An 18,919-nucleotide genomic window follows, 5' to 3' on the forward strand; every position below is an offset into this window, starting at 1 on the left:
CACAGGGACGCTTCCGACCTGCATCGACGCATCAGACGCATCATTTTTTTACCCCCCGGTTTCGGGGGTCTCAGGCGGCGCGGGCCCTTACTTACGCGCGTGTAGCCGGGCGACAGCCTGCCCGGCTCAATCGCGTACCGTATGCGGTATGAGTGCGACACCACTCCCCGCCGGCGACCGGATCACCGCCACTGACCTCAACCGCGACTTCCCTCAGCGGATCAAGTCTGCGAGCGAGGGGCGCCCCCAGCACATCAGCCGCAACGCCCGGCCGGCCGTCGTGATCATCAGCGCGACCCAGTACGCCGAGAGCGTGATCGAAAACGGCGCGCTTTCCGGCGGGGAACAGCGGCTCACCTTGACCAAGGCAAAGCACACCATGGGGCAGATCATTCAGGAGGTGCGCGAACAGCAGCGCGCCGCTCTCCTTACGAAGCGGGGAGCGTTGATCGCTGCCGTTGTTCCCGCGGAGCGATTCGCCACCTGATAGCCAGCGTCTGAGTCGTCGCGTGCCCCCGGCCACACCGGCCGGGGGCACGTTGCTGTTTGGGCCCCTCCATCCCTCGTAGATAACGGATCGATAAAGATCACACCCTGAATCGCGTACCTTACGCGATTCAGGGTTAGCTTCAAGGCGTACCACCTGACGCCAACCACGGAGGACAGCAGCGATGGACACGACGGAGCGCACCTACGCAGACGTCATGGCGGACCTTTCCGCACTGCGCGCTGAAGTGGCCTCCGTCATGGCCGACGTGCGCGAGGAATACGGAGCCGACGAAGCGGCCGGCTACCGGAACATGGCCCGGTACGTGGCTGCCCTCACCGGAGCCACCGTTCCCGCCGCCCCGGCTACCCCTGTCCGCCGGTCCGTACGAGCGGCCATCCGTGCCGCATGGGAACGCATGCGCGCCCCATTTCGAGGCGCGCACTCCCCCGCCTACGCCTAAGCACCCCCTCACGCAGCCGGCCCTTTCCTCGATTGGAGATCTCCCCGTGTTCCAGGGTGTTGCCCCCGCCCATCAGCGCGCCGTGTCGGACACGCTGCGCGAGCACAAGCTCTACGACGCGACCCCGGTATGGGACGAGAACAATGTGCTCGCTTTCTGCGCGTCCCGGGACGGGCGCGACTTCCACGGCAACATGAAGCGCCGTTTCCACGTCGTGACCGTTGACGGACGGTTCATCGACAAGGCATACAAGACGGCCGGCGCCATCACCCGTTGGGTTCGGGCGAACCGTGACACTGTCGCACCGGCGGAGGAGACTCCGGAGCGCGCGCCCGAAGCTGCGCCCGAGGCACCCGCGGCGGATGGTCTGGACGCTGAAGCAGAAGCGGCCGACAACGGGCCGGTGTTGACTGAAGAAGACCGACGTACGGCGTACGCGGCGCGAGACAAGGCCACCCGCGCGCATGACCGCGCGGTCAAGCGGGTCACAGCCGTTGAGGATGCGGTAAAGCGGGCGGACGAGTGCGCTCGCTCGGCGCGGGAGTCGGCGGAGCTGGCGCGCGGTGTGGCGGACGCTGCGGAAGCGGTGCACGCTGCGGAACTGTCCCGACTGGAAGCGACCATGTGGGGGCACACCCCGAGCACGGCGGAGTACCGGCGCGCGTTCGGTGTGTGGGTTGCGGCCGGTCATGAGGACGCGCCCGAGGTAGAGGCAGCGGACGCTGCGGAGGTGGCGGCGGACGTTGCGGAGTCTGAGGCGGAATCCGCGCGGGAGACCCTTGTCGAGGCTCGGCGCGTGCGTGACGACCTTATGCACACGTTCAGCGAAGCTTTCGAGCGTGCTTGGGGGTTGCTGCCGCTCCCCGAAGATTGCGAGTACGCCGCTCGTGAGTGTGTGGAGTTCGCCAAGGCACTCGGGGAGTGCGTCAAGGAAGCTGAGGCAAGCGCGCGTGAGGCTGCGTGGGCGGACTCTGATGCTGACGACGAGCGGGCGGACGCTGAGGACGCGCACGATTACCTGTGCGACGTGACCGCTGATGCCCTGTTTGAAGCTGCGGAGGACCTGACCGGTCTGGGTCGTACAGTGATCCGTCTGACGGCCGTACAGGTTCAGCGCGGTGATCTTGCGGCGGCGGTTGACGTGGCCGACGTGGCACCAGTCGCCATGATCAGCGAAGGGGACGACGTTGCCGCCCCTCAAGGGGCCGAGGTTCCGGCGGGGCACGCGGCGGCGGAGGGTGCCGCGGAGTGCGCGGCGGCAGACGCGCCGGTCGACCCTGCGGCCCCGGAAACCGTCGTCCTTCCCGGGGTCGGCACGGTGCCCGCGCAGTTCGTCACGGACGCTGCCGACGGGGTGTCTGTGCCGGTGATCACCCCCAAGGGGGACGACGCTCAGGTCTGGTTTGCCGGATACGCGGAAACGTGCTGGGGCCACTGCGACCGTGAATGCTGGGGTGCCGGTTGCGCCGGTTGCCAGACCTACCGGCCCGTGATGCTGGCGGACGGCATGGGGGCGCCCTACACGTGGCAGGACTGCGCGGAGTGCATGGCGCGGAAGCTGGACGTTCCCGCCGCCGTGATCGCCCGTGCGTTCACAGCCGTGCCCGGGAAGATCAACCATGCCGCCGCGGCGTACGCCATGGCGCGGCATGAGGAGGAGGAGGCCGAACGCGTCGCTATCGCGTTGGAGCGCCGAGCCGACCGTGCGTCTTGGGGTGAGCCCGCGCGATCGTGGGAAGCGGCGGAGGACAAGGCCGAATTCGGGTACGTGCGGGACGCTGACGAACTGCGGGAAGCAGCGGAAGAGCTGCGGGCGGCGGTCGGTGTGTGTGGTGCTGACGTCGTGTCGAGGCAGGACGCTGCGCGCATGGGGCAGGAGTCGGACGGGGCCGGGCTGGCCGTGCCCGTGGACGCGTCGCACGTGATGCCGGAGGAGCCGGAGGAGGAGACCCCGGAGGAGGAGTCGGCGGAGGACCTGGCGGCGCTCCTGCTGGACGGGATGCCCGCGAACGCCCGGAAGCTGTACGACATGGCCACGGGCAGCGGTTGGGACGTGACCGTGTGCCGGATTTGGTCGGGCCGGAAGTGGACGCGCGCCGTTGATGTGTCCGGGCTGGTCATGGTGCGCGCGGGGGTCGAAGAGGTGGAGTACCGGGCTGCGTGGTGGGAGGACTCCAAGGGGTATGCCGGATCCGTGGCCAGCCATGGCTACAAGGTGATCAAAGAGGCAGCGCAGACGTCGCCGGTCGACCGTGCCGGGGAGGAGTCCGGCCGGACCGTATGGGGCCGCGATGCCGCGGAGTGGGTGCGGCAGATGACGGACGCCGCCGAGAAGGTGTCCGGCACGCTGGCCGAGTGCCGCGACGCTTTCAACGCACTGGACGGCTCCACCCCCGTCGGGCGGCGGGCGGTCGACATCGCGGCGGCGGCCTACTCGGAAGCCAAGACCGCAGAGCGCATGGCCCGTGAGGCTGTGGACGCTGCCGCCGCGTGGATGGTGGAGACGAACGCGGAGGACGCTCGGGGGTGCGCTCCGTGGCGGCGGGCTGTGGTGCTGGCCGGTGCTCAGGTCAAGGAACTGCGGGGGCACATCACGGGGGCCGTGGTGCGGGCCGAGCGGGAAGCACTCGGCGCGCCCGTGGTGGAGGCGGGGCAGGCAGAACTGGAGGCCGAAGAGGCGGCATGGCGCAAGCGGTGTGCGGCTGAGGGCATCGAGCCGACGGCGGCCGGTTACGCCAGGGTGCGGCAGATGTTCGAGGACTCCACGCGGGGGTGGGTTGCCTGGTTCGCCGAGCACGGGGACATCAACGCATCGATGGTGGCGCAGTATGACGCGTGGTCGGAGTCTGGGGATAACGAGCGGCGGACGTCGTACCCATCGCGGTACACGTGTGCGTCGTTGGCGGCCAGTCACCGTGTCGCAGCGTCCGCGCTGGCGTACACGCTGGCCGTGGCTGACCACGTGACAGATGAGGACTTGGCGCGCGGGCGGGATGTGTACCGGCACGGCCCGGCCCGTGTGATCGAGCGGTTCCGCAACGAAGTCAAGGCGGTGCGGCGCCACCCCACGGGCTACAACACGGTGAACGAGCGTAAGCACCTGGCGGAGTGGACGCGGTACCCGCACGACGCCTACTCGAACCCGGCGGCGTACGCCGAGCACGCCCCCGCCCAGTGGGAGACGTACCGGGAAGCAAAGGAGACCTACGAGGGCGTACAGATCTTGGAGCGGTCGCTGAAGTGGGAGCCCCGCTACGCCGAGGAGCGCTCTAGCGCGCGGGCGGAGGCGATCACCGCGGGTACCAACGGGCAGGCGGAGGCCCGCACCGCGCGCGAGGCATCGGGGCAGGACGCGCAGGCATGGGCGCAGGCTGTGGAACGGCTGACGGCGGCGCGTACCCGTGTCGCTATGGCCGTGGCCGAAGCGCGGGCTGATGTGGAACGGGCGCAGGAGTGCACGGAGCGCGTCACCGACGCGGACGGGCCGCGGGCTGAGGACGTGTGGAGCGCTGCCCGGTTCTGCGAAGAGGCCATGGACGACGTGAACCGCGCCAACCGCGAAGCGGCGCACTACGCCAAAGGGGCCGAGACGTACCGGGAAGCGGGGCGCCTGGCGGACTACATCGCGGAGTGTGAGCGGATGGAGCGCGCGGCCGGCGAGGCCGAGAGCGCCGCGACGGAGGTGCGCCACCTGTTCGAGTGTGCGGCGGAGGACGCTGACAAGGCCGAGGCGGCCCGCGCCCTCAAGCCGGCGGAACCGACGGTTGGGATCAGCGCGGACTCTGCGCGTGCGGCCGAGCCGGGGCCGGTGGCCGCGGCGTTCCCGGCGCCCGCCATCCCACAGCAGGAGCCCGCGCCCGCGCTGGAGTCCATCGGAGGGGGTGAGCCGGTAGGCGACCCTTTCGACTTGCTGACGGGCGCTCTGGCGGGCCTCTCGGCCCGCTGGGACGGAGTGACCGGGGCGTGAGTGCGCAGGAGGCGGCAGGGGGCCCAGTGGTGGGGTCCCTCGGGACGGACGGCCGGCGGCCGGTCACCATCGACGGTCAGAGGGCCGGGCAGATCTGGCGGGGCGGGCGGGGTAACCGTCCCTGGCTGGCCGTCGGGAGCGTGGACACGTGGCAGGGGGCGCACGCTAACCAGGCCGCGGCGCTGGCTGACGTCGCCGACCGCTGGACGGTCGTCCAGGCCGTCGCCGCGGAGGTTTCGCGCCGTGAGCGTGAGGGCTCCCCCGTGCTGGCCGACGGCTGGACGGTCGCCGGTTGGGACGAGGTACGGCCGGGCCAGGTGGTGCGGGCGTACAAGATGCAGCGCACCGCGTCCGGCGTCGCGCTGGCCAAGGCGCCGGAGCTTGGCCCCGCGTTCCGGGTGCGGCGAATCGACCGCCAGGGGGCGCGGTGTGTCGTGGTCGGGCGGGAGGAGGCCGGGGGCGGTGTGCGGTGTGAGGTCATCGAGCCTTCCGCGCAGCCCTTGGGCGCGGTGGTGCTGCCCGGTTCGCGGGTGCTGGTGGTGCCGTGCTCGGGGAAGAAGGCGCCGGGGGTGCAGCGTGCGGCGGCGCGTGAGCTCTACACGGGGACGTATCACCGGGCGTGCCTGTCGGCTGCTGAGGCGATGGCCGAGCCGGGGGACGCGGTATTGATCCTGTCCGCGCTGTACGGGCTGATCACGCCGGACACGGTGATCGACACGTACGACGTCAAGGCCGGGGACCCTGACACGGTCACGGCGGAGACCCTGGTTTGTCAGGCGCTGTCGATGGGCGTGGACAAGTGCTCTGCGGTGGTGCTGGCGGGGGCGGCGTATGTGGACCTGGCCCGGCATGTGTGGGAGGCGCCCGAACTGCCTTTCGCGGGGACGGCGGGCATCGGCGAGCAGCTTTCGCGCTGCGCCGGGATCATCGCGGACGCGGCGGCGGCCGAGCTGGCCGCCGGCGGCGTCGCTACCGAGGACCCGGCGGCCGGCGAGGAGGGCGGCGACGCGGACGACGGCGACGACATGGCGGCCTGGTACGCGGAGACCGTTCCGGCTGATCCCGCCCAGCATGCGCCGGAGCAGACCCGCAGGGAGCGACAGGCGTGGGAGCACGATCGGTACACGGCACGCCATGAACTGCCCGGGTTGAACTGGTCGGCTGGTGTGGCTGAAGTCATGGCGGCCGTGGTCGCCGGGGACCTGGCCGCCGACACGTCCGGGATCGTGCGCAGGCGTGAGGGCGAGGGGCGCCGGGTTCCCGCCGCGCGGGTCGCGCTGCTGGTGTCGGGCGCGTTCATCCAGGTGCCGGGCGAGGGAAAGCGCGGCCGTCTCATGCCGACCGAGGACGGCGCGAAGGTCGCGCGCATGTGCCAGGTCTTCCCGGAAGGGCTGCACGAGGACGACAAGACCGCGCAGGAAGCACGGCGGAAGGCGGCGAAGAAGCCGCGAGTTTCCTCGGACCGGGCCAAGGAGCTGTCCCACACCCTCGAACCGCTTCCGGGCGGAGCAGAAGAGCGCCGGCGGCTGGATGCGCTCATGCGATGGGCCGAGGCGCAGGACGCCAGGCAGAAGCGGGAGCGGGCGGAGCTGGACGCGCGGCGGGAAGCGGCGCAGGAGCGGGAGCGCGCGGAGCAGGCGGCGGCCGAGGCGGAGCGCGACCGGGAGCGGTCGGAGCGGGAGCAGGCGGCATGCGACAGGCAGTTTGACGGGGTCGTACTCACGGTGCACGGCGACAAGCACGGAGGAGCGTTCACGATGGGCAAGGGCAAGCGGCGCGTAACGGTCAAGAAGATCACTGACGGTCTGTGGCACGGCATCACCCGGGGCCAGACGTACGTGATCGCGGAGGAGAAGGGCCAAGACTGGCCGTGGGTGATCGTCTCCCCCGACGGGAAGCGGATCGGGAACCCGTCGGTCATCAATGACCAGCCGTACGCGGATAGCGTCCGCGACATCATCCGCGCTCACGCCGACGGGGAAGCCCTCCCCCAGCCTGCCGTTACAGCCGACCAGCCCGCAGCCGACCAGGAGGGGGAGGTGAGCGACGGCATCGAGACCCCCGCGGACCGGTGCGAGGTGCGGCCGGAAGGCGGGCCGGGCCGGTTCATGGTGTGGGACACCGTCTGCAACACGTTCGCGGTGCGGTTCCGCCCCGATGGGGACGCGTCCCGGGAGCGGGCGCAGCGTGAGACGGACGCGCTCAACGCCGAGGACTCCGACCGCGTGAACCCCGGGATCACGCAGGGCGACGCGCCCGCGGTGGACGTACCCGCCTACACTCCCGCCCCCGCATGCCGGGCCGTGGCACTGGACCTGAACGAAACCCGGTTCGGGGTTGAGTGCGACCGTCACGGGCCGCAGTCGATGGGCCTGGACAAGTGGGGGGAACCTACGGAGTTCGCACACAAGGTGCAGGCGTACGACACCCGCGCAGACGCGGAGCTGATGGCGGCCGATCACCTGACGCGGCATGCGCAGGCGGACGCGGACGTGATGAGCCCAGAGGAGATCGAGGAGGCCGCCGCGTGGGCGTTCTCCGAAGCTCAGGCCCAGGCCATGGCCTGGATTGACGGCGGGGCGGTGGTCGAGACCGCCGAGGGGTTCCGCGCCGATGACGTCAGCCCGACGAAGTTCGACGTTTCAGCGAAGATCTCCAAAGCGCGCATGGTGGGGTTGTGGCGCGCCGGTCTGGTGAAGGTGTTCACCAACGGGTCCGGGCTGCGGGCGTTCGCGCTCACCCCCGAAGGGCGGCGGGCGTGGGAGCTGTGGACGAACGCGCGCCGTATCCGCGCGGTGGAGCACGCCGCCAGGGACACCAAGCACGCAGACGCCAAGGACGGCAAGCCCTACCGGCTTCTGTCGGACGGAGCCCTGTTCGACGGTGAGGCCGAGGCCGCCGCGAAGATCGACGCGAAGCGGCAGGCCGCGCAGGACGAGGCCCGCCGGAGCAAGGAGACCCAGGCCATCGCCGCCGCCACGATCGAGGAGGCGGGGGCGGAAGAGCTGGCGCTGTGGGATGCACTGAAAGCCGAACAGGCCACCTACGACACGGCCGGGGATGTGCTGCCCGAGCACGCGCCAGACGCTGCTGAAGCCCTCGCCGTTCTCTCCGCTGCGATCATCGGCCACACGGCCGGGCGGTTCCGCAAGGGTGCGACGTCGGTACGCATCGATGAGGGCGCGAACCCGGATGAGCGGAAGGTGACGCGGACCTACAACCGCAATGAGGTGGAGAAGTTCGCCACAAAGGAGATGACCGACGCTCTTGGGCGCGTGGCGCACAACCTGACGGCCGACAATGCCCGCGCCTGGCGTCCGCTGTGCTCGTACTTCGATGACAAGTACGGCGTTTTTCGCCTGGACCTGGCCAAAGCCATCGAAGCGGGCCGCGCGCTGCTGGTTCAGCGGGCGACGGCAGACCCGGACGCCCCCGCGGCCGAAGCGACCGACGCCGGCGACGAGGCGAGCGGTAGCGACGCGGACACGGCGGGGTACCGGTGCGGGTGCCCGCAGTCGTACGCGTTCGCCTACGTCACCCGGGACGCGGAAGGGCGGGTGTCCAGCTTCATTACATGCGCGTGCGGCGAAGGTGCCAAGCTCGGCCAGTTCGGCCGGAAGCCCCGCAAGGAACACGACACCATAGGAGGGGTGTCGACCCGTGAGGCCGAAGCGGTCGCCGAACGCAACTCGTGCGATGTCGTCGGCGACTGGGTCAACGTGGACGAGAACACCAAGCGGGCCCCCTTGGTGTGGCGTCACGCCGCCGAGCTCGAGAAGATCCGGGCCGAGGAGGACCGGGAGGAGCAGCCGGAGGAGGCGGCGCCTGCGATGGTGGGCGGCTGCTGCTCGTGCGGTGCAGCCGTCGAGTTCCCCGCCGGGGGCTCTCGGCCTGCGTGCACGCATGAGGGCGAAGAGCGCGACGGCGGGCGAGTGGTGGGCGGTTACCTGGTCAAGGCGGCCGACTACGGCACGTGCATGACGGACTTTCACACCCTGTACGGGGTGCGGCGCTGGTCGGCGAAGAACACCGTTCCCCGGTGCGCGTTCTGTGTGGCGGCTGATCTCGGGGTGAACACGGGTGCGCTTCCCGGCTACCGGGACGGCGACGACGTCACGGAGGCGGCCCGTAAGGCGGCGGCCGGCGAAGGGGCCGAAGGCGGCGACGAGACGACGCCCGCGGAGTACCTGGCCAAGATGGCGGCTCTTGTCGTTGATGACGAGGACGCGGCCGACATCGTCATCAGGCACACCCGCGCGGACGGCACCAGCGTTGAGGGCGACACCCGTCCGAAGGCGGTTCGGGACATCCTGAAGCGCAAGGAGTACGGCCGCCGCGGCGGTATGGGCTTCCGCTGGTCGCGTGAGGTAGAGGCATGGGTGCTGTACCACTCGCGCGACCACGCGGCCGACGACTGGACGATCAGTAAGTTGTCGGGCTACCTGCGGGCGGAGCTCGGCCTGAAGGTCTGCGTCGTCAAGGACAACGCCAAGCGGCGCAGCTACGCCGAAGCGCAGGCCGAGCAGATCGAGCGGGCGGAGGCGCGGGCGGAGCGCTACGCGGAGTATGCGGGGAACGCTTCGGCCAGGTCTGAGGGTGCGTGGAAGGCGTCGCATGCCATCGCGGACCACATGACCGGCGAGCCGATCAAGGTGGGGCACTACTCCGAGCGCGGTCATCGTCGGGTCATCGAGCGCATGGACAACCACATGCACCGGTCGATCGCGGAAGAGAAGAAGGCGGCGTACTGGGCGCTGCGGACGCGGGCGGCGGAGAGCTTCGAGGCATTCAAGCGGGACCCGCGGCGCACGCTGCGGCGGATTGAGAAGTTCGAGAAGGAGCAGCGCGATAACGAGCGGTGGCAGGCAGGGCAGTCCGCTTGCGGGTTCACCCGATCGGACACGGAAGAGCTGAAGATCGAGGCGGAGGAGATCGCGGAGAAACTGGCGTTTGAGCGTGAGGTGATCGCCGAGGCGGAGCGCCGCGGGTTCAAGATCTGGGGCCCGGACGACTTCGCAAAGGGTGATTTCGTCAACACCGGCGGGACCTGGCGGGAGGTGTGCCGGGTGAACAAGAAGACGCTTACCGTTCCGCACATTCACGGCGGGATCGGTAAGGCGGTGCACCGTAAGCCGGAGGGGTACAAGCCGCGCAACGGCTACACCATCCCCTATGACACGGTGCGCGGGTGGGCGTCTGCTGAGGATATCGCGCGCATGGATGCGGCGGAGCCGGAGCCGGAGGCCGAGCGGACCGCGTGCCGGCGCTGCGGGCAGCACGTCACCAAGGGGCGCCCGGTCTACAGCCGGACGCGGGGGCGGTGTCTGGAGTGCGGGCACGCCATGCCGCAGAACTTCAAGCCCAAGCCGGAGACTCCCGCCGAGTACGAGCAGGAGGAGGACCAGGACGCCGCGGCTGTCGCTACCGCCGAGCCGCGGCCGGCCGAGACCGAGCAGGACGACGACGGCCAGGACGCCGAGGCGAAGCCGGTGAAGGTTCCAGCCACGATGCCGAAGGCCCCCGCCGATGCGCAGGCGCTGTGTCTGGCGGCAACCGAAACGACCCGATGGGTTGCGTCCCTGGCCGTCGAAGGTGACCGGTGCACGCTGCGCACGGAGCCCAACCGGCACGGTCAGCAGGCCACCGCGGAATGGGAGCGCGACGGTTCGGGGTGGGTGTTCGTCAAGGCGCACGGGTCGGCGCCGGGTGTGCCGTGGCGTGAGGTCGCCACGCTGGAAGGCGCGCGGGCGCTGTTCCTCGACGCGGACGCCTTCGAGCCCGCCCAGGCCGAGGAGGAGCCGCAGACGCAGCAGAAGGAGGAGCCCGCGGCGGCGTGGGTGGATGGTCCGGCGTTGGTGTTCATCACCTCGCAGGGCGGCGGCCCGTCGGCGAATCGCGCGCTGTGGCGGGTGACCCGGGCTGAGGCTATGGCGATCTGCTCTGATGAGCGGACCCGGGGCAAGCGGTTCGGGCTGCACTGGACGGAACGGCCCGGGACTGAAGGTGTCGACTGGCGTTGGGCGAAAGACGACGGCCGGTTTGCTCCGGTGCTGGCAGAGCTGGGGATCACTCCGGCCCGTGTGTGGTCGGCGGGGCTGGCGCAGGAGTTCCCGGCGTCGTGCCCGAACTGCTTCGACCGCGACAGCTACGACGGCACGGTATGCACGGCGTGCGAGGAGCACACCGGTAAGGGCGCGGATGCGGTGCCGGTCCCGGCCGGGGTGCTGGCTTCGCTGGGGGAGCACTACGAGTCGAGCGCGCGGTTCATGGAGGCCGGGCCGTGGCCCGCGGCTGCGCTGGCGCAGACCCGGGAGCGGTTCACCGCGCACTTTGAGAAGGTGCGGGAAACGTACGGGCTTGAGGCCGCGGAGCTGACGGCGCTTGTTGCCGCCTGGTTCGAGGCCCCGGCGCCGTACAAGGCTCCGGCCGAGCCCCGGCAGGCCATCGAGGGCGCCCCGCAACGGGCAGCGGTCGAGGCCGCGCCGCAGCACCTGGCGCTGATGGCAGCACCGGTGCGGGAGGCGATCGAGGCCGCTCCTGTACGGCCCGCACTCCCGGCCGCGCCGGTCCGGCCACGAACGGCGGTGCACCCGGCCGACCTGGGGCCCGTGCTCATCCCCGCCCCCCGCCGCGCTCCGGAACCTACCCCGGCCCCGGCCGTCGCGCCGGAGCTGGTGGAGGTGCCCGGGGTGTACGCCGGGGACCTGGTGGGCGACGACTTCGACGCCATGTGCGGGGAGCTCGGCGCCCTGTCCGCCGCGTGGGACGCGGTGACGGCCTAACCCCTCACGGCGTGCCGGGCCGCCGTCACCCGCCCGGCAACCCGTTCAGCCCCACCGGGGTCGCCGCCTCGGCACCCCCTTGCCAAAAACAGGAGTTGATCAACATGGGCAAGCTCTCCAAGGAAGTGGCGAAGGCACACCGCGAGGCCGACGCGCTCACCCGTCTTGAGCGGGACCTGACCGAAGATGAGCGGCTGTTCGTCCTGGAGCACTGGCAGGAGTCCGCCGATACCGCATCCGTCCTCGACGGCGCGTTCTTCACCCCCATGGGGTTGGCCTCGGAGATAGCGCACCACGTGCACGGTGACCGGGTGATCGACCTGTGCGCGGGCATCGGCCGCCTCGCCTACGCCGCCCGCCGCTACTGGGGCAACGCGCTGCACCTGATCGACCGTGAGCTCACCTGTGTGGAGGCCAATCCCGAGTATGTGAGGGTCGGGCGGAAGGTGCTCCCCGGGGCGCAGTGGATTCAGGCCGACGTGATCGACGTGCTGAACCTGGGTATCGGCACCTTCGACGCGGCAATCTCCAATCCGCCCTTCGGCAGGATCAAGCGCAGCGGAAACGCCCCCCGCTACCGCGGGCCCCTTTTCGAGCTGCACGTGATGGACATCGCCGCTCACCTCGCGCCCACCGGCGCGCACGTCCTCCCACAGCAGTCAACGCCGTTCCGCTACAGCGGACGCGTGCAGTCCTCCCGCGAGACGCTGCCCGAGGTAGCCCGGTTCGAGCGAGAGACCGGCATGACCATGTGGTTCAACTACGGCGTAAACACCGCCGCATGGCGCGGCAAGTGGCACGGAGTGGCGCCGACCGTGGAAATCGCCTGCCACAACGTAGAAGAAGACCGGTTGCAGCGAGAGGCCGAGCAGGCCGAGAAGACGCGCGACCTGGCCCCTGCCGTCGACTCCCGGCCGGCCGACGTCGACCGGTACGCCGGTCTCCTCGCGATCGCCTGACGAGCCCCCCGCGCCCAGCTCCTCAGCTCCGGCGCCACAGCAGCACTCGCCCACTTGTAAGACCTCACACAGACAGGAAACCCACGCATGTCCGCACGTCAGCCGACTGCCACCCCCGAGCGCACCGTCACCCTGACCCGCGAAGTCCTCTTCTGGGTGCTCACCATCACCCGGAAAGGCAGCCCCTGGCCGCCCATTCGCCACGGCCTGGAAGTCTCCCACCAGGTGACCACGCCGCCCCTGGAATCCGCGGCCGCCGTCGCCTCCAACCGGTTCGGCCTCACGGTCGGCACCTGGACCCGGCAAGGCAACTGCTGGAACGCCCCCGCGCGGAAAGCCTGACGGCACGTCCACGGTCCCGGGTCCGGACAAAGTGTGTTCGATTTCGAGAGCGAGGAGATTGCCGCATGACCGAGGACGACTTCGACGGCCGCCTGACCGTAGGCACCGTGACTCTCACCCAGGACCCCGAAGGAAGCGGCTGGTCAGCTCACTGCCGCAGTTGCCCCTGGACTGATCTGGTCGGCCCGCTCGGATTCCAGGGCATCAACTCCGCCGCACGGCAGCACAGCACCCAGCACCACGCCGACCGAGGAGCCGTCGCCTGATCGACCACGACCGCCAAGTAGGGGCCTCTCCACCATTGGAGAGGCCCCTACTTAGTGGTGCCGGGCGGGCTTGCTGCTGACATCAGCCAGAGCTCGGCTGCCGCCAACTAGCCGCCCGGACGGGTGATTTCGTCTCGCGTACGCGGGCGCAGTAAGAGGGCATGCGGGTAATTGACCCATTTTCAGGATGTATTGACATCATTCAATGTGTTCTGCAATGTTTTCGGCGTTCGAGCCGACTTCACCCAGACCGATCACGAAGGAGTGACCAATGCCCCCAACCACAGCACCAGGAGCGCCCCAAGACCGGCCGAGCGCGGCAGTGGTGAAACAGAAGCCAGCCCCGAAGGATTACGGGCCCCAGCAGTTCCCGGACCGGCTCGGGCTCACCCTGTGGCAGTTCGAACGGGCCCTGCGCGACGGACTCATCCCGCCAGCGGACGTAGGTGGCAAACGCTGGTCGGCCGCCGCGGTCGACGCGGCACAGCAACAGCTCGAAGAGATCCGAACGGCGGCCGGGACCATGCCGGACGTGGGCGCCACCCGCGCCGCCGACTTCCTCGCCGAACGCTTCGACGTGCCGGTCGACGCCGAGACCGTCATCGAACTGGCACGCACCGACCAAATCCCCTGCACCGGCTGGTACAAAGACCACCCGCTCTACGACGGCCGCGCCCTGGAGCGCTTCACCGACCGGGCCGCGCTGGAACGGGCGCAGGTCGCCGGCCGCCTCTTCACCCGGGACCAGGCGGCGGAGTACCTGGCGGCCAGGGTCTGCGACCTGGAGCATCTACGGCGGTCCGGCTGGCTGGAGCCGGCGCAGTGGGTGCGCTCCGGGTGGCAGCGCCGCCGCGACGCCCCGGCCGTGCCGCTGTTCCGACGGGGGGACCTGGACGTCATCCTCCACCATCCGGCGATCGACTGGGACGCGGTCCGTTCGACGCCGCGAGGGCGGCCATCACCGCTCGCCCGGCTGACGACCCATACCGGCGCCGGCGGCGAATGACGACCCGCTTCTCGACCCGGCCGAGCCTCAACGCCTGAGCTCACCCCATGCGATGGGGGCGGCCCGCCGAGCTTGGCGGGCCGCCCCCATCGACGTGTCTGGCTACTCCGCCCAGTCGAGCCCGAGATCCACCAGCACCCGACGCTTGTCATCGGTGAGCTTGGAACGCCTGCTCTTCGTGTTCGACAGAAACACCCCCAGTTTCACCTGGCTGCCGTCCGGGAGTGTTTCCACGTGGGCCCTGGGGACTGTCACAGAGCCCGTGCGCGCCTTGTACTGTCGCAGGGCCTCCACGCCCCGCTCGAAGGCCCCAGAGCTGCCCTTGCGGGCCTTTGTGGGGGCTTCCTGGGGAGCGTGGAGCGGGGTGATGCCGAGGTGTTCCAGGCGCTCGCGCTGCCCGTCGCTCAGCTGCTCCCAGCCCTCGCGCTGCGTCTTCAGCCACGCGTCGACGTCCTGGTCGCCGAAGGTGACGCCGGGCAGGATCTCGGCCAGCGTCGCCTTGTCCGCGAGCAGGCTGGCCAGCGCCGCGTACCGGCGTTGCCAGTCGATGGGCCAGGCCGGGTTCCAGTCGGGGTCGATGGCCTCCAGCGCCCGACGCCGTTCCTCCGCCCGCTCTTCGTCCTTGCCCAGCCCTCCGGGCTTGCGGAGATTGGCCAGCCACTGGCCGACCGCCACCCCTTCCACCCACGCGTCTTTGGGCGCGGCGAGTGTGCCGTGTACGGCGTGATAGACCCGGGCCGCGGCCAGGTTCTTCCAGAACCGTGCGTCGGCGACTGACCAGACCATGCCCAGTTCGTCCAGTAGCTGGGCGCGCCACGGCTTCAGCGTTCCGAGACGGAAGGCGCGCCGCTGCTCGCTGACCCAGGCCCCGAGCGCGTACGTCCCGCCATCGCCGTCTTCCCCATCGCTTTCGGTCGTACCGATGGGCACCACGGCGTCCATCGGCACCTGCGCATGACCGTAGGTCTGTACCCACTTGCGCAGGGCGTTGAGGCCGGACAGCCACACCTCGGAGTCGGGCCGCAGCACGCGCGTGCGCAGGAATGCGGCGATGACGTCGGGGTTGCGCGGCAGGGAGAACCGCAGCAACGGCACCCCCGCGGCCTCCGCCTCGCTCCCTTCCTGCTCTTGTGGGCCGCCGTCGGCCCCACTGCTCGAGTCGCTTCCCTCCGGGCCCTCGCCGGTGTCGTCGGCCGCACTGGCGCTGTCGTCCGCTCCGTTCGCGGCCGCCGCGTCCTCTTCGCCGGCGTCCTCGTGCTGCGGGTCAAGTGCTACCACGGAGGTGGCGTGCCCGCTGGAGGTGCTGGTCCGCAGGATCATGCGCTCGACGATCCGGTCGTCGTGTGCCCTGAGCCCTTGCAACACAGCGACAAGAGGGCGGTAGCTGGCGGAGGCCATCATGTCCTCGGGATCTTCCCCGGGCTGGAGGAAGATGGGCACGATCAGCCGTGCGACCTTCCCCTCGCCCGGATCCTGGCGAAGGCCCCGGCCGGTGATCTGCACGATCTCCACCGGAGAACTGCGAGTGTCGGCGAAGACGACACCGCCCACACCGCGCGTGCCGCGGATGTCGACGCCCTCGCCCAGCACCCGGCAGGACGCCAGGATCCCCATGTCGGTCACCCACCCCTCGGCGTCCAGGCCGTCGCCGAACCGGTCCAGCACCGCCCGCCGGTGGCCGGCCGGGTGCTCCCCGCACAGCCACTCCGCCCCCACCCGCTTCGGGTAGGTCACCGGATCCGTCTCGTGCAGCTCGGCTGCAGTCTCCGGCAGCGCGCGGGCGAAGGCGAGCGCATCCAGGGTGCGGCTGTGGAACGTCATCAACGACCGGACACCGGTGGTATCGGCATGCTTGAGCAGCGCGGCCTGCAACGCGGCCAACCGCCGGCCACGCACCTCCTCCGGCGATGCGTCCGGCCCTGGAGCCTCGGGATCGCGGATCTCCAGCACGTCGATCTCGAACGAGGCGAGGATGCCCCGCTCGATGCTCTCCATCAACGCCAGCTCGTACAGCACCGGCCCGTAGAGCTCGACATCGTCCATCGACGCGACCAGACGCCCACCCAAGCCCTCCAAGCCCTCCTCAGAACCGCCCTGCACACCCTTCCCGCCCGTGGACCCGCCGGCGCCCGGAACGGCCTCCCACAGGCGCGGCGTGGCCGTCATATACAGCCGCCGCACCGCCGGAATCCGCCCCTGATCGTGAACCGCCGCCCACGCCTTCCCGACATCACCCGAACTACGGTGCGCCTCATCGACCACCAGGAGGTCGAACGGACCCATACGGGCCCCGGACGACCCACGCATGGCCCGCTCCAGCACCCCCACCGCCGCGCCCTCGTCATCCTGGCCGTCTCCCGCCCCCTGCGGGGCCAACGAGGCATAGGTCGCGAACACCACCATCGGCCCACCGGCCGCCCACCGCGCAAGCTGCACCGGATCCGTCGTGCACCGCACGTCCAACGCCTCCAGCAGCGGGTCAACCCCCAGACCGCAGACCGCTACCGCAGGGCCCGAATGCCCCACCGCCCGCCACGCCTCCACGGTCTGCGTCAGCAACTCCAGCGTCGGCACCACGATCCCCACCAGCCCCCGCGGCACCATCCGCAACGCCGCCACACCCGCCGTGATCGTCTTGCCCGACCCTGTGGACGACCGGACCTGCCCCCGCAGACCTCGGGCAGGCACAACCCTGCCCGCAGAGACCGAAAGCCCCCGAATAATCGCATCCACAGCCTCTACCTGATGAGACCGAAGCTCAATCCCACTCAATTTCCGACTCCCCTCAAGCTGCAGTTGACAGAAACCCGAAGAACCACCCGCGAAATACCGAACGCATCCGGAACACGTCCACGAACAGACCGCTGCGCCTGTTCACGCCATACAGGAAACTCAGCGCGACGGCACGAAAGGCGAAACAGACACCGCGCCGTCCTCGCCGACAATCACACGCTCCGCCAACAACGCCAGCACCCGCTCCGGCATAAGACCCGCCCGACTGGCGACCGCCCGCAACTGCCGACTCGGCCCAGCGGACAACCACACCTCGGCGCGCAGCTCCTCCGCCGCCTCCCGCCGCCGCTCCAGGAAGGCAGCATGAGCCTCCAAAGCCTTACTGCGCCGCTCCGCACGCTCCTGCGCCCAGGCGGACCCCTGGGCGTCCTGCTCCGGGTCGTACGTCGCCCAGCCCGAGGAACCCATCAAGCCCTCAACACGCCGCCACTCGACGTACTTTGCCTCCCACAGCTCCGCCAGCTCCTGCGGGTCCGGCGCGTACGGATACGGCCCCTGCCCGGAGAAGGACCACAGCTGCTCACGTGCCTCACGCTCCCGCACAGCCGCTCCAGCGACCGCCTCGGCCACCTGCGCAGCAGACATCCCTTTGCCCTGCCGCCGTACCGCGTCCCGCGCCCGGTCCTGCGTGCTCCAGATCACCTCTCGCTCCTTCTGCTTTGTGAGCTCGTGTCAGGTTTCATTGCGGGTTCTGTTGGGCCATACCAGGTCGGGATTGCCGCCATGTGCCAGCAGTTCGGCTTCCGCTGCAGTGAACGCATTCCGAGCTGCACTGATACCTGCAGTGGAGTCACCCCGTTCGGCGGCCCAGAGGTTAAAGCGCGCTCGGCGCAGGGGTTCTTCGAGCGCGCGCAGAGGGCTGGCTGCACGAGCTCGGGCATGTGGGAGATAGATCTCGAGGTCCCGTGCCGCCATGTGGCCGGCCAGGTCCCCCAGGGATGCCCACGGCTCAGAATCCGCGTGGTGCACGGTCAGGCGCACGTGGGTTACGGAGGTCCCTTTGAATGTGACCGACCCGCTGACCCATGCACCGTTTTCCCGCTCCAGGGGATCAATCGACCAGCGATCGCTTCGAATCGTGACTTCGTCTTCGGGCGTCACCTCCGCCTCTAAATACCCCCCTTCGCCAAAGAGATTGCTGAACAGCGTCAGGAACGAGTCCGTGTGACTCACTGAAAGTGTTCCTCTCGAATAGAAAGTGTGATCGTGGTGGGTGCTGGCACAGGTCACTCACCGGCGCCAGACTGCTTCACGGGGGAACACAAAGGGCCGAAGTGACTCTGACGGGAGGTGCTGTGTTTTCACAGACTCTACCCGGCATCACGGAGTGATGCAGCAGGTTCGTCAAGGGTAGACCTGAAAGAGCGTCTTGCGGTAGGGTTGGCTGCCTGCGGCACTGTCAGGTAGGCCGGTGGGGAGGTAGAGTGATATCGCGTCAGCTACTCGCACAGTCCAGTCGCTCAGCCCGGTCTTCGGCCGGGGGTAGCGTGCGACGCACCGTCACTCCGGGCCGCGCGGCCCGTCGATCTTCAACCGTAGTCCGCGTAGGCCTGGTTGTTGGTCGACGCGGGATCCGGCGGATGGTACAGCAAGGGGGCGAGTCCCACGCCGAACTGACCTCAAGTCAATTCGCGCTTCTGGCGTGAATTCCGGAGGAATTCATAAACCAATTCCGGAGGAATTGGTTTAACCCCCGTAGGGGGTTGTCATTTTGACGACCCGTAGGGTCGTGCGTCGTTCCTCCGGAGGAGGACGCGCGCTCAGCCACGCCATGCTGTGCGTCAAGGAAACCGACGCGCCCTCTGACACGCCCCGCGCAAGCTGCCGGGCCACGAAACCCGACACCCGCGCGTA

General features: G+C 69.7%; 11 protein-coding genes. 8 read left to right on the forward strand and 3 right to left on the reverse strand.

Going from position 1 to position 18,919, the window contains the following annotated elements:
* The first annotated feature begins 148 nt into the window (after window positions 1-148).
* From ACWDSL_RS06795 to ACWDSL_RS06830, 8 genes are all read left to right on the forward strand, one after another.
* Window positions 149-487, forward strand: a complete 339-nt coding sequence (locus ACWDSL_RS06795) for a type II toxin-antitoxin system prevent-host-death family antitoxin (RefSeq protein ID WP_450482430.1) — start codon at window positions 149-151, stop codon at window positions 485-487.
* Between the two features lie 184 nt (window positions 488-671).
* Window positions 672-950: a hypothetical protein gene (locus ACWDSL_RS06800; RefSeq protein ID WP_450482431.1), complete on the forward strand. Its 279-nt coding sequence runs from the start codon at window positions 672-674 to the stop codon at window positions 948-950.
* Window positions 951-996: 46 nt separating this feature from the next.
* Window positions 997-4,917 carry a hypothetical protein gene (locus tag ACWDSL_RS06805; RefSeq protein WP_450482433.1) on the forward strand — a complete coding sequence of 1,307 codons (3,921 nt, stop codon included), beginning with the start codon at window positions 997-999 and terminating at the stop codon, window positions 4,915-4,917.
* 140 nt (window positions 4,918-5,057) lie between these two features.
* A complete protein-coding gene (locus tag ACWDSL_RS06810; protein WP_450482435.1) occupies window positions 5,058-11,699 on the forward strand; it encodes a DUF3560 domain-containing protein in 6,642 nt (2,213 codons plus the stop codon).
* Window positions 11,700-11,803: 104 nt separating this feature from the next.
* Window positions 11,804-12,658 carry a methyltransferase gene (locus ACWDSL_RS06815; protein ID WP_450482437.1) on the forward strand — a complete coding sequence of 285 codons (855 nt, stop codon included), beginning with the start codon at window positions 11,804-11,806 and terminating at the stop codon, window positions 12,656-12,658.
* Between the two features lie 87 nt (window positions 12,659-12,745).
* Complete coding sequence (locus ACWDSL_RS06820) at window positions 12,746-13,000, forward strand: hypothetical protein (protein WP_450482439.1); 255 nt, start codon at window positions 12,746-12,748, stop codon at window positions 12,998-13,000.
* Between the two features lie 65 nt (window positions 13,001-13,065).
* On the forward strand, window positions 13,066-13,266 hold the full coding sequence (locus ACWDSL_RS06825) for a hypothetical protein (RefSeq protein WP_450482441.1): 201 nt from the start codon (window positions 13,066-13,068) through the stop codon (window positions 13,264-13,266).
* 325 nt (window positions 13,267-13,591) lie between these two features.
* Window positions 13,592-14,272, forward strand: a complete 681-nt coding sequence (locus ACWDSL_RS06830) for a hypothetical protein (RefSeq protein WP_450482443.1) — start codon at window positions 13,592-13,594, stop codon at window positions 14,270-14,272.
* 102 nt (window positions 14,273-14,374) lie between these two features.
* Here ACWDSL_RS06830 and ACWDSL_RS06835 read toward each other — a convergent pair whose 3' ends face one another.
* The 3 genes from ACWDSL_RS06835 to ACWDSL_RS06845 all read right to left on the reverse strand — a co-directional run bounded on the left by ACWDSL_RS06835 (window position 14,375) and on the right by ACWDSL_RS06845 (window position 18,238).
* Window positions 14,375-17,044, reverse strand: coding sequence for a Helicase associated domain protein (locus ACWDSL_RS06835; protein WP_450482445.1), 2,670 nt, complete (start codon window positions 17,042-17,044; stop codon window positions 14,375-14,377).
* A 120-nt stretch (window positions 17,045-17,164) separates the two neighbouring features.
* Window positions 17,165-17,707 (reverse strand): hypothetical protein, encoded by a 543-nt coding sequence (locus ACWDSL_RS06840; RefSeq protein WP_450482446.1) that lies wholly within the window; start codon window positions 17,705-17,707, stop codon window positions 17,165-17,167.
* A 30-nt stretch (window positions 17,708-17,737) separates the two neighbouring features.
* Complete coding sequence (locus tag ACWDSL_RS06845; RefSeq protein ID WP_450482448.1) at window positions 17,738-18,238, reverse strand: hypothetical protein; 501 nt, start codon at window positions 18,236-18,238, stop codon at window positions 17,738-17,740.
* Window positions 18,239-18,919 lie beyond the last annotated feature (681 nt).

It is taken from the genome of Streptomyces sp. NPDC000941 (genome assembly GCF_053599555.1).

Coding starts and splice junctions, on each gene's coding strand:
- ACWDSL_RS06815 (WP_450482437.1), top strand. CDS start 11,804: ATGGGCAAGCTCTCCAAGGAAGTGGCGAAGGCACACCGCGAGGCCGAC.
- ACWDSL_RS06825 (WP_450482441.1), top strand. CDS start 13,066: ATGACCGAGGACGACTTCGACGGCCGCCTGACCGTAGGCACCGTGACT.
- ACWDSL_RS06820 (WP_450482439.1), top strand. CDS start 12,746: ATGTCCGCACGTCAGCCGACTGCCACCCCCGAGCGCACCGTCACCCTG.
- ACWDSL_RS06800 (WP_450482431.1), top strand. CDS start 672: ATGGACACGACGGAGCGCACCTACGCAGACGTCATGGCGGACCTTTCC.
- ACWDSL_RS06795 (WP_450482430.1), top strand. CDS start 149: ATGAGTGCGACACCACTCCCCGCCGGCGACCGGATCACCGCCACTGAC.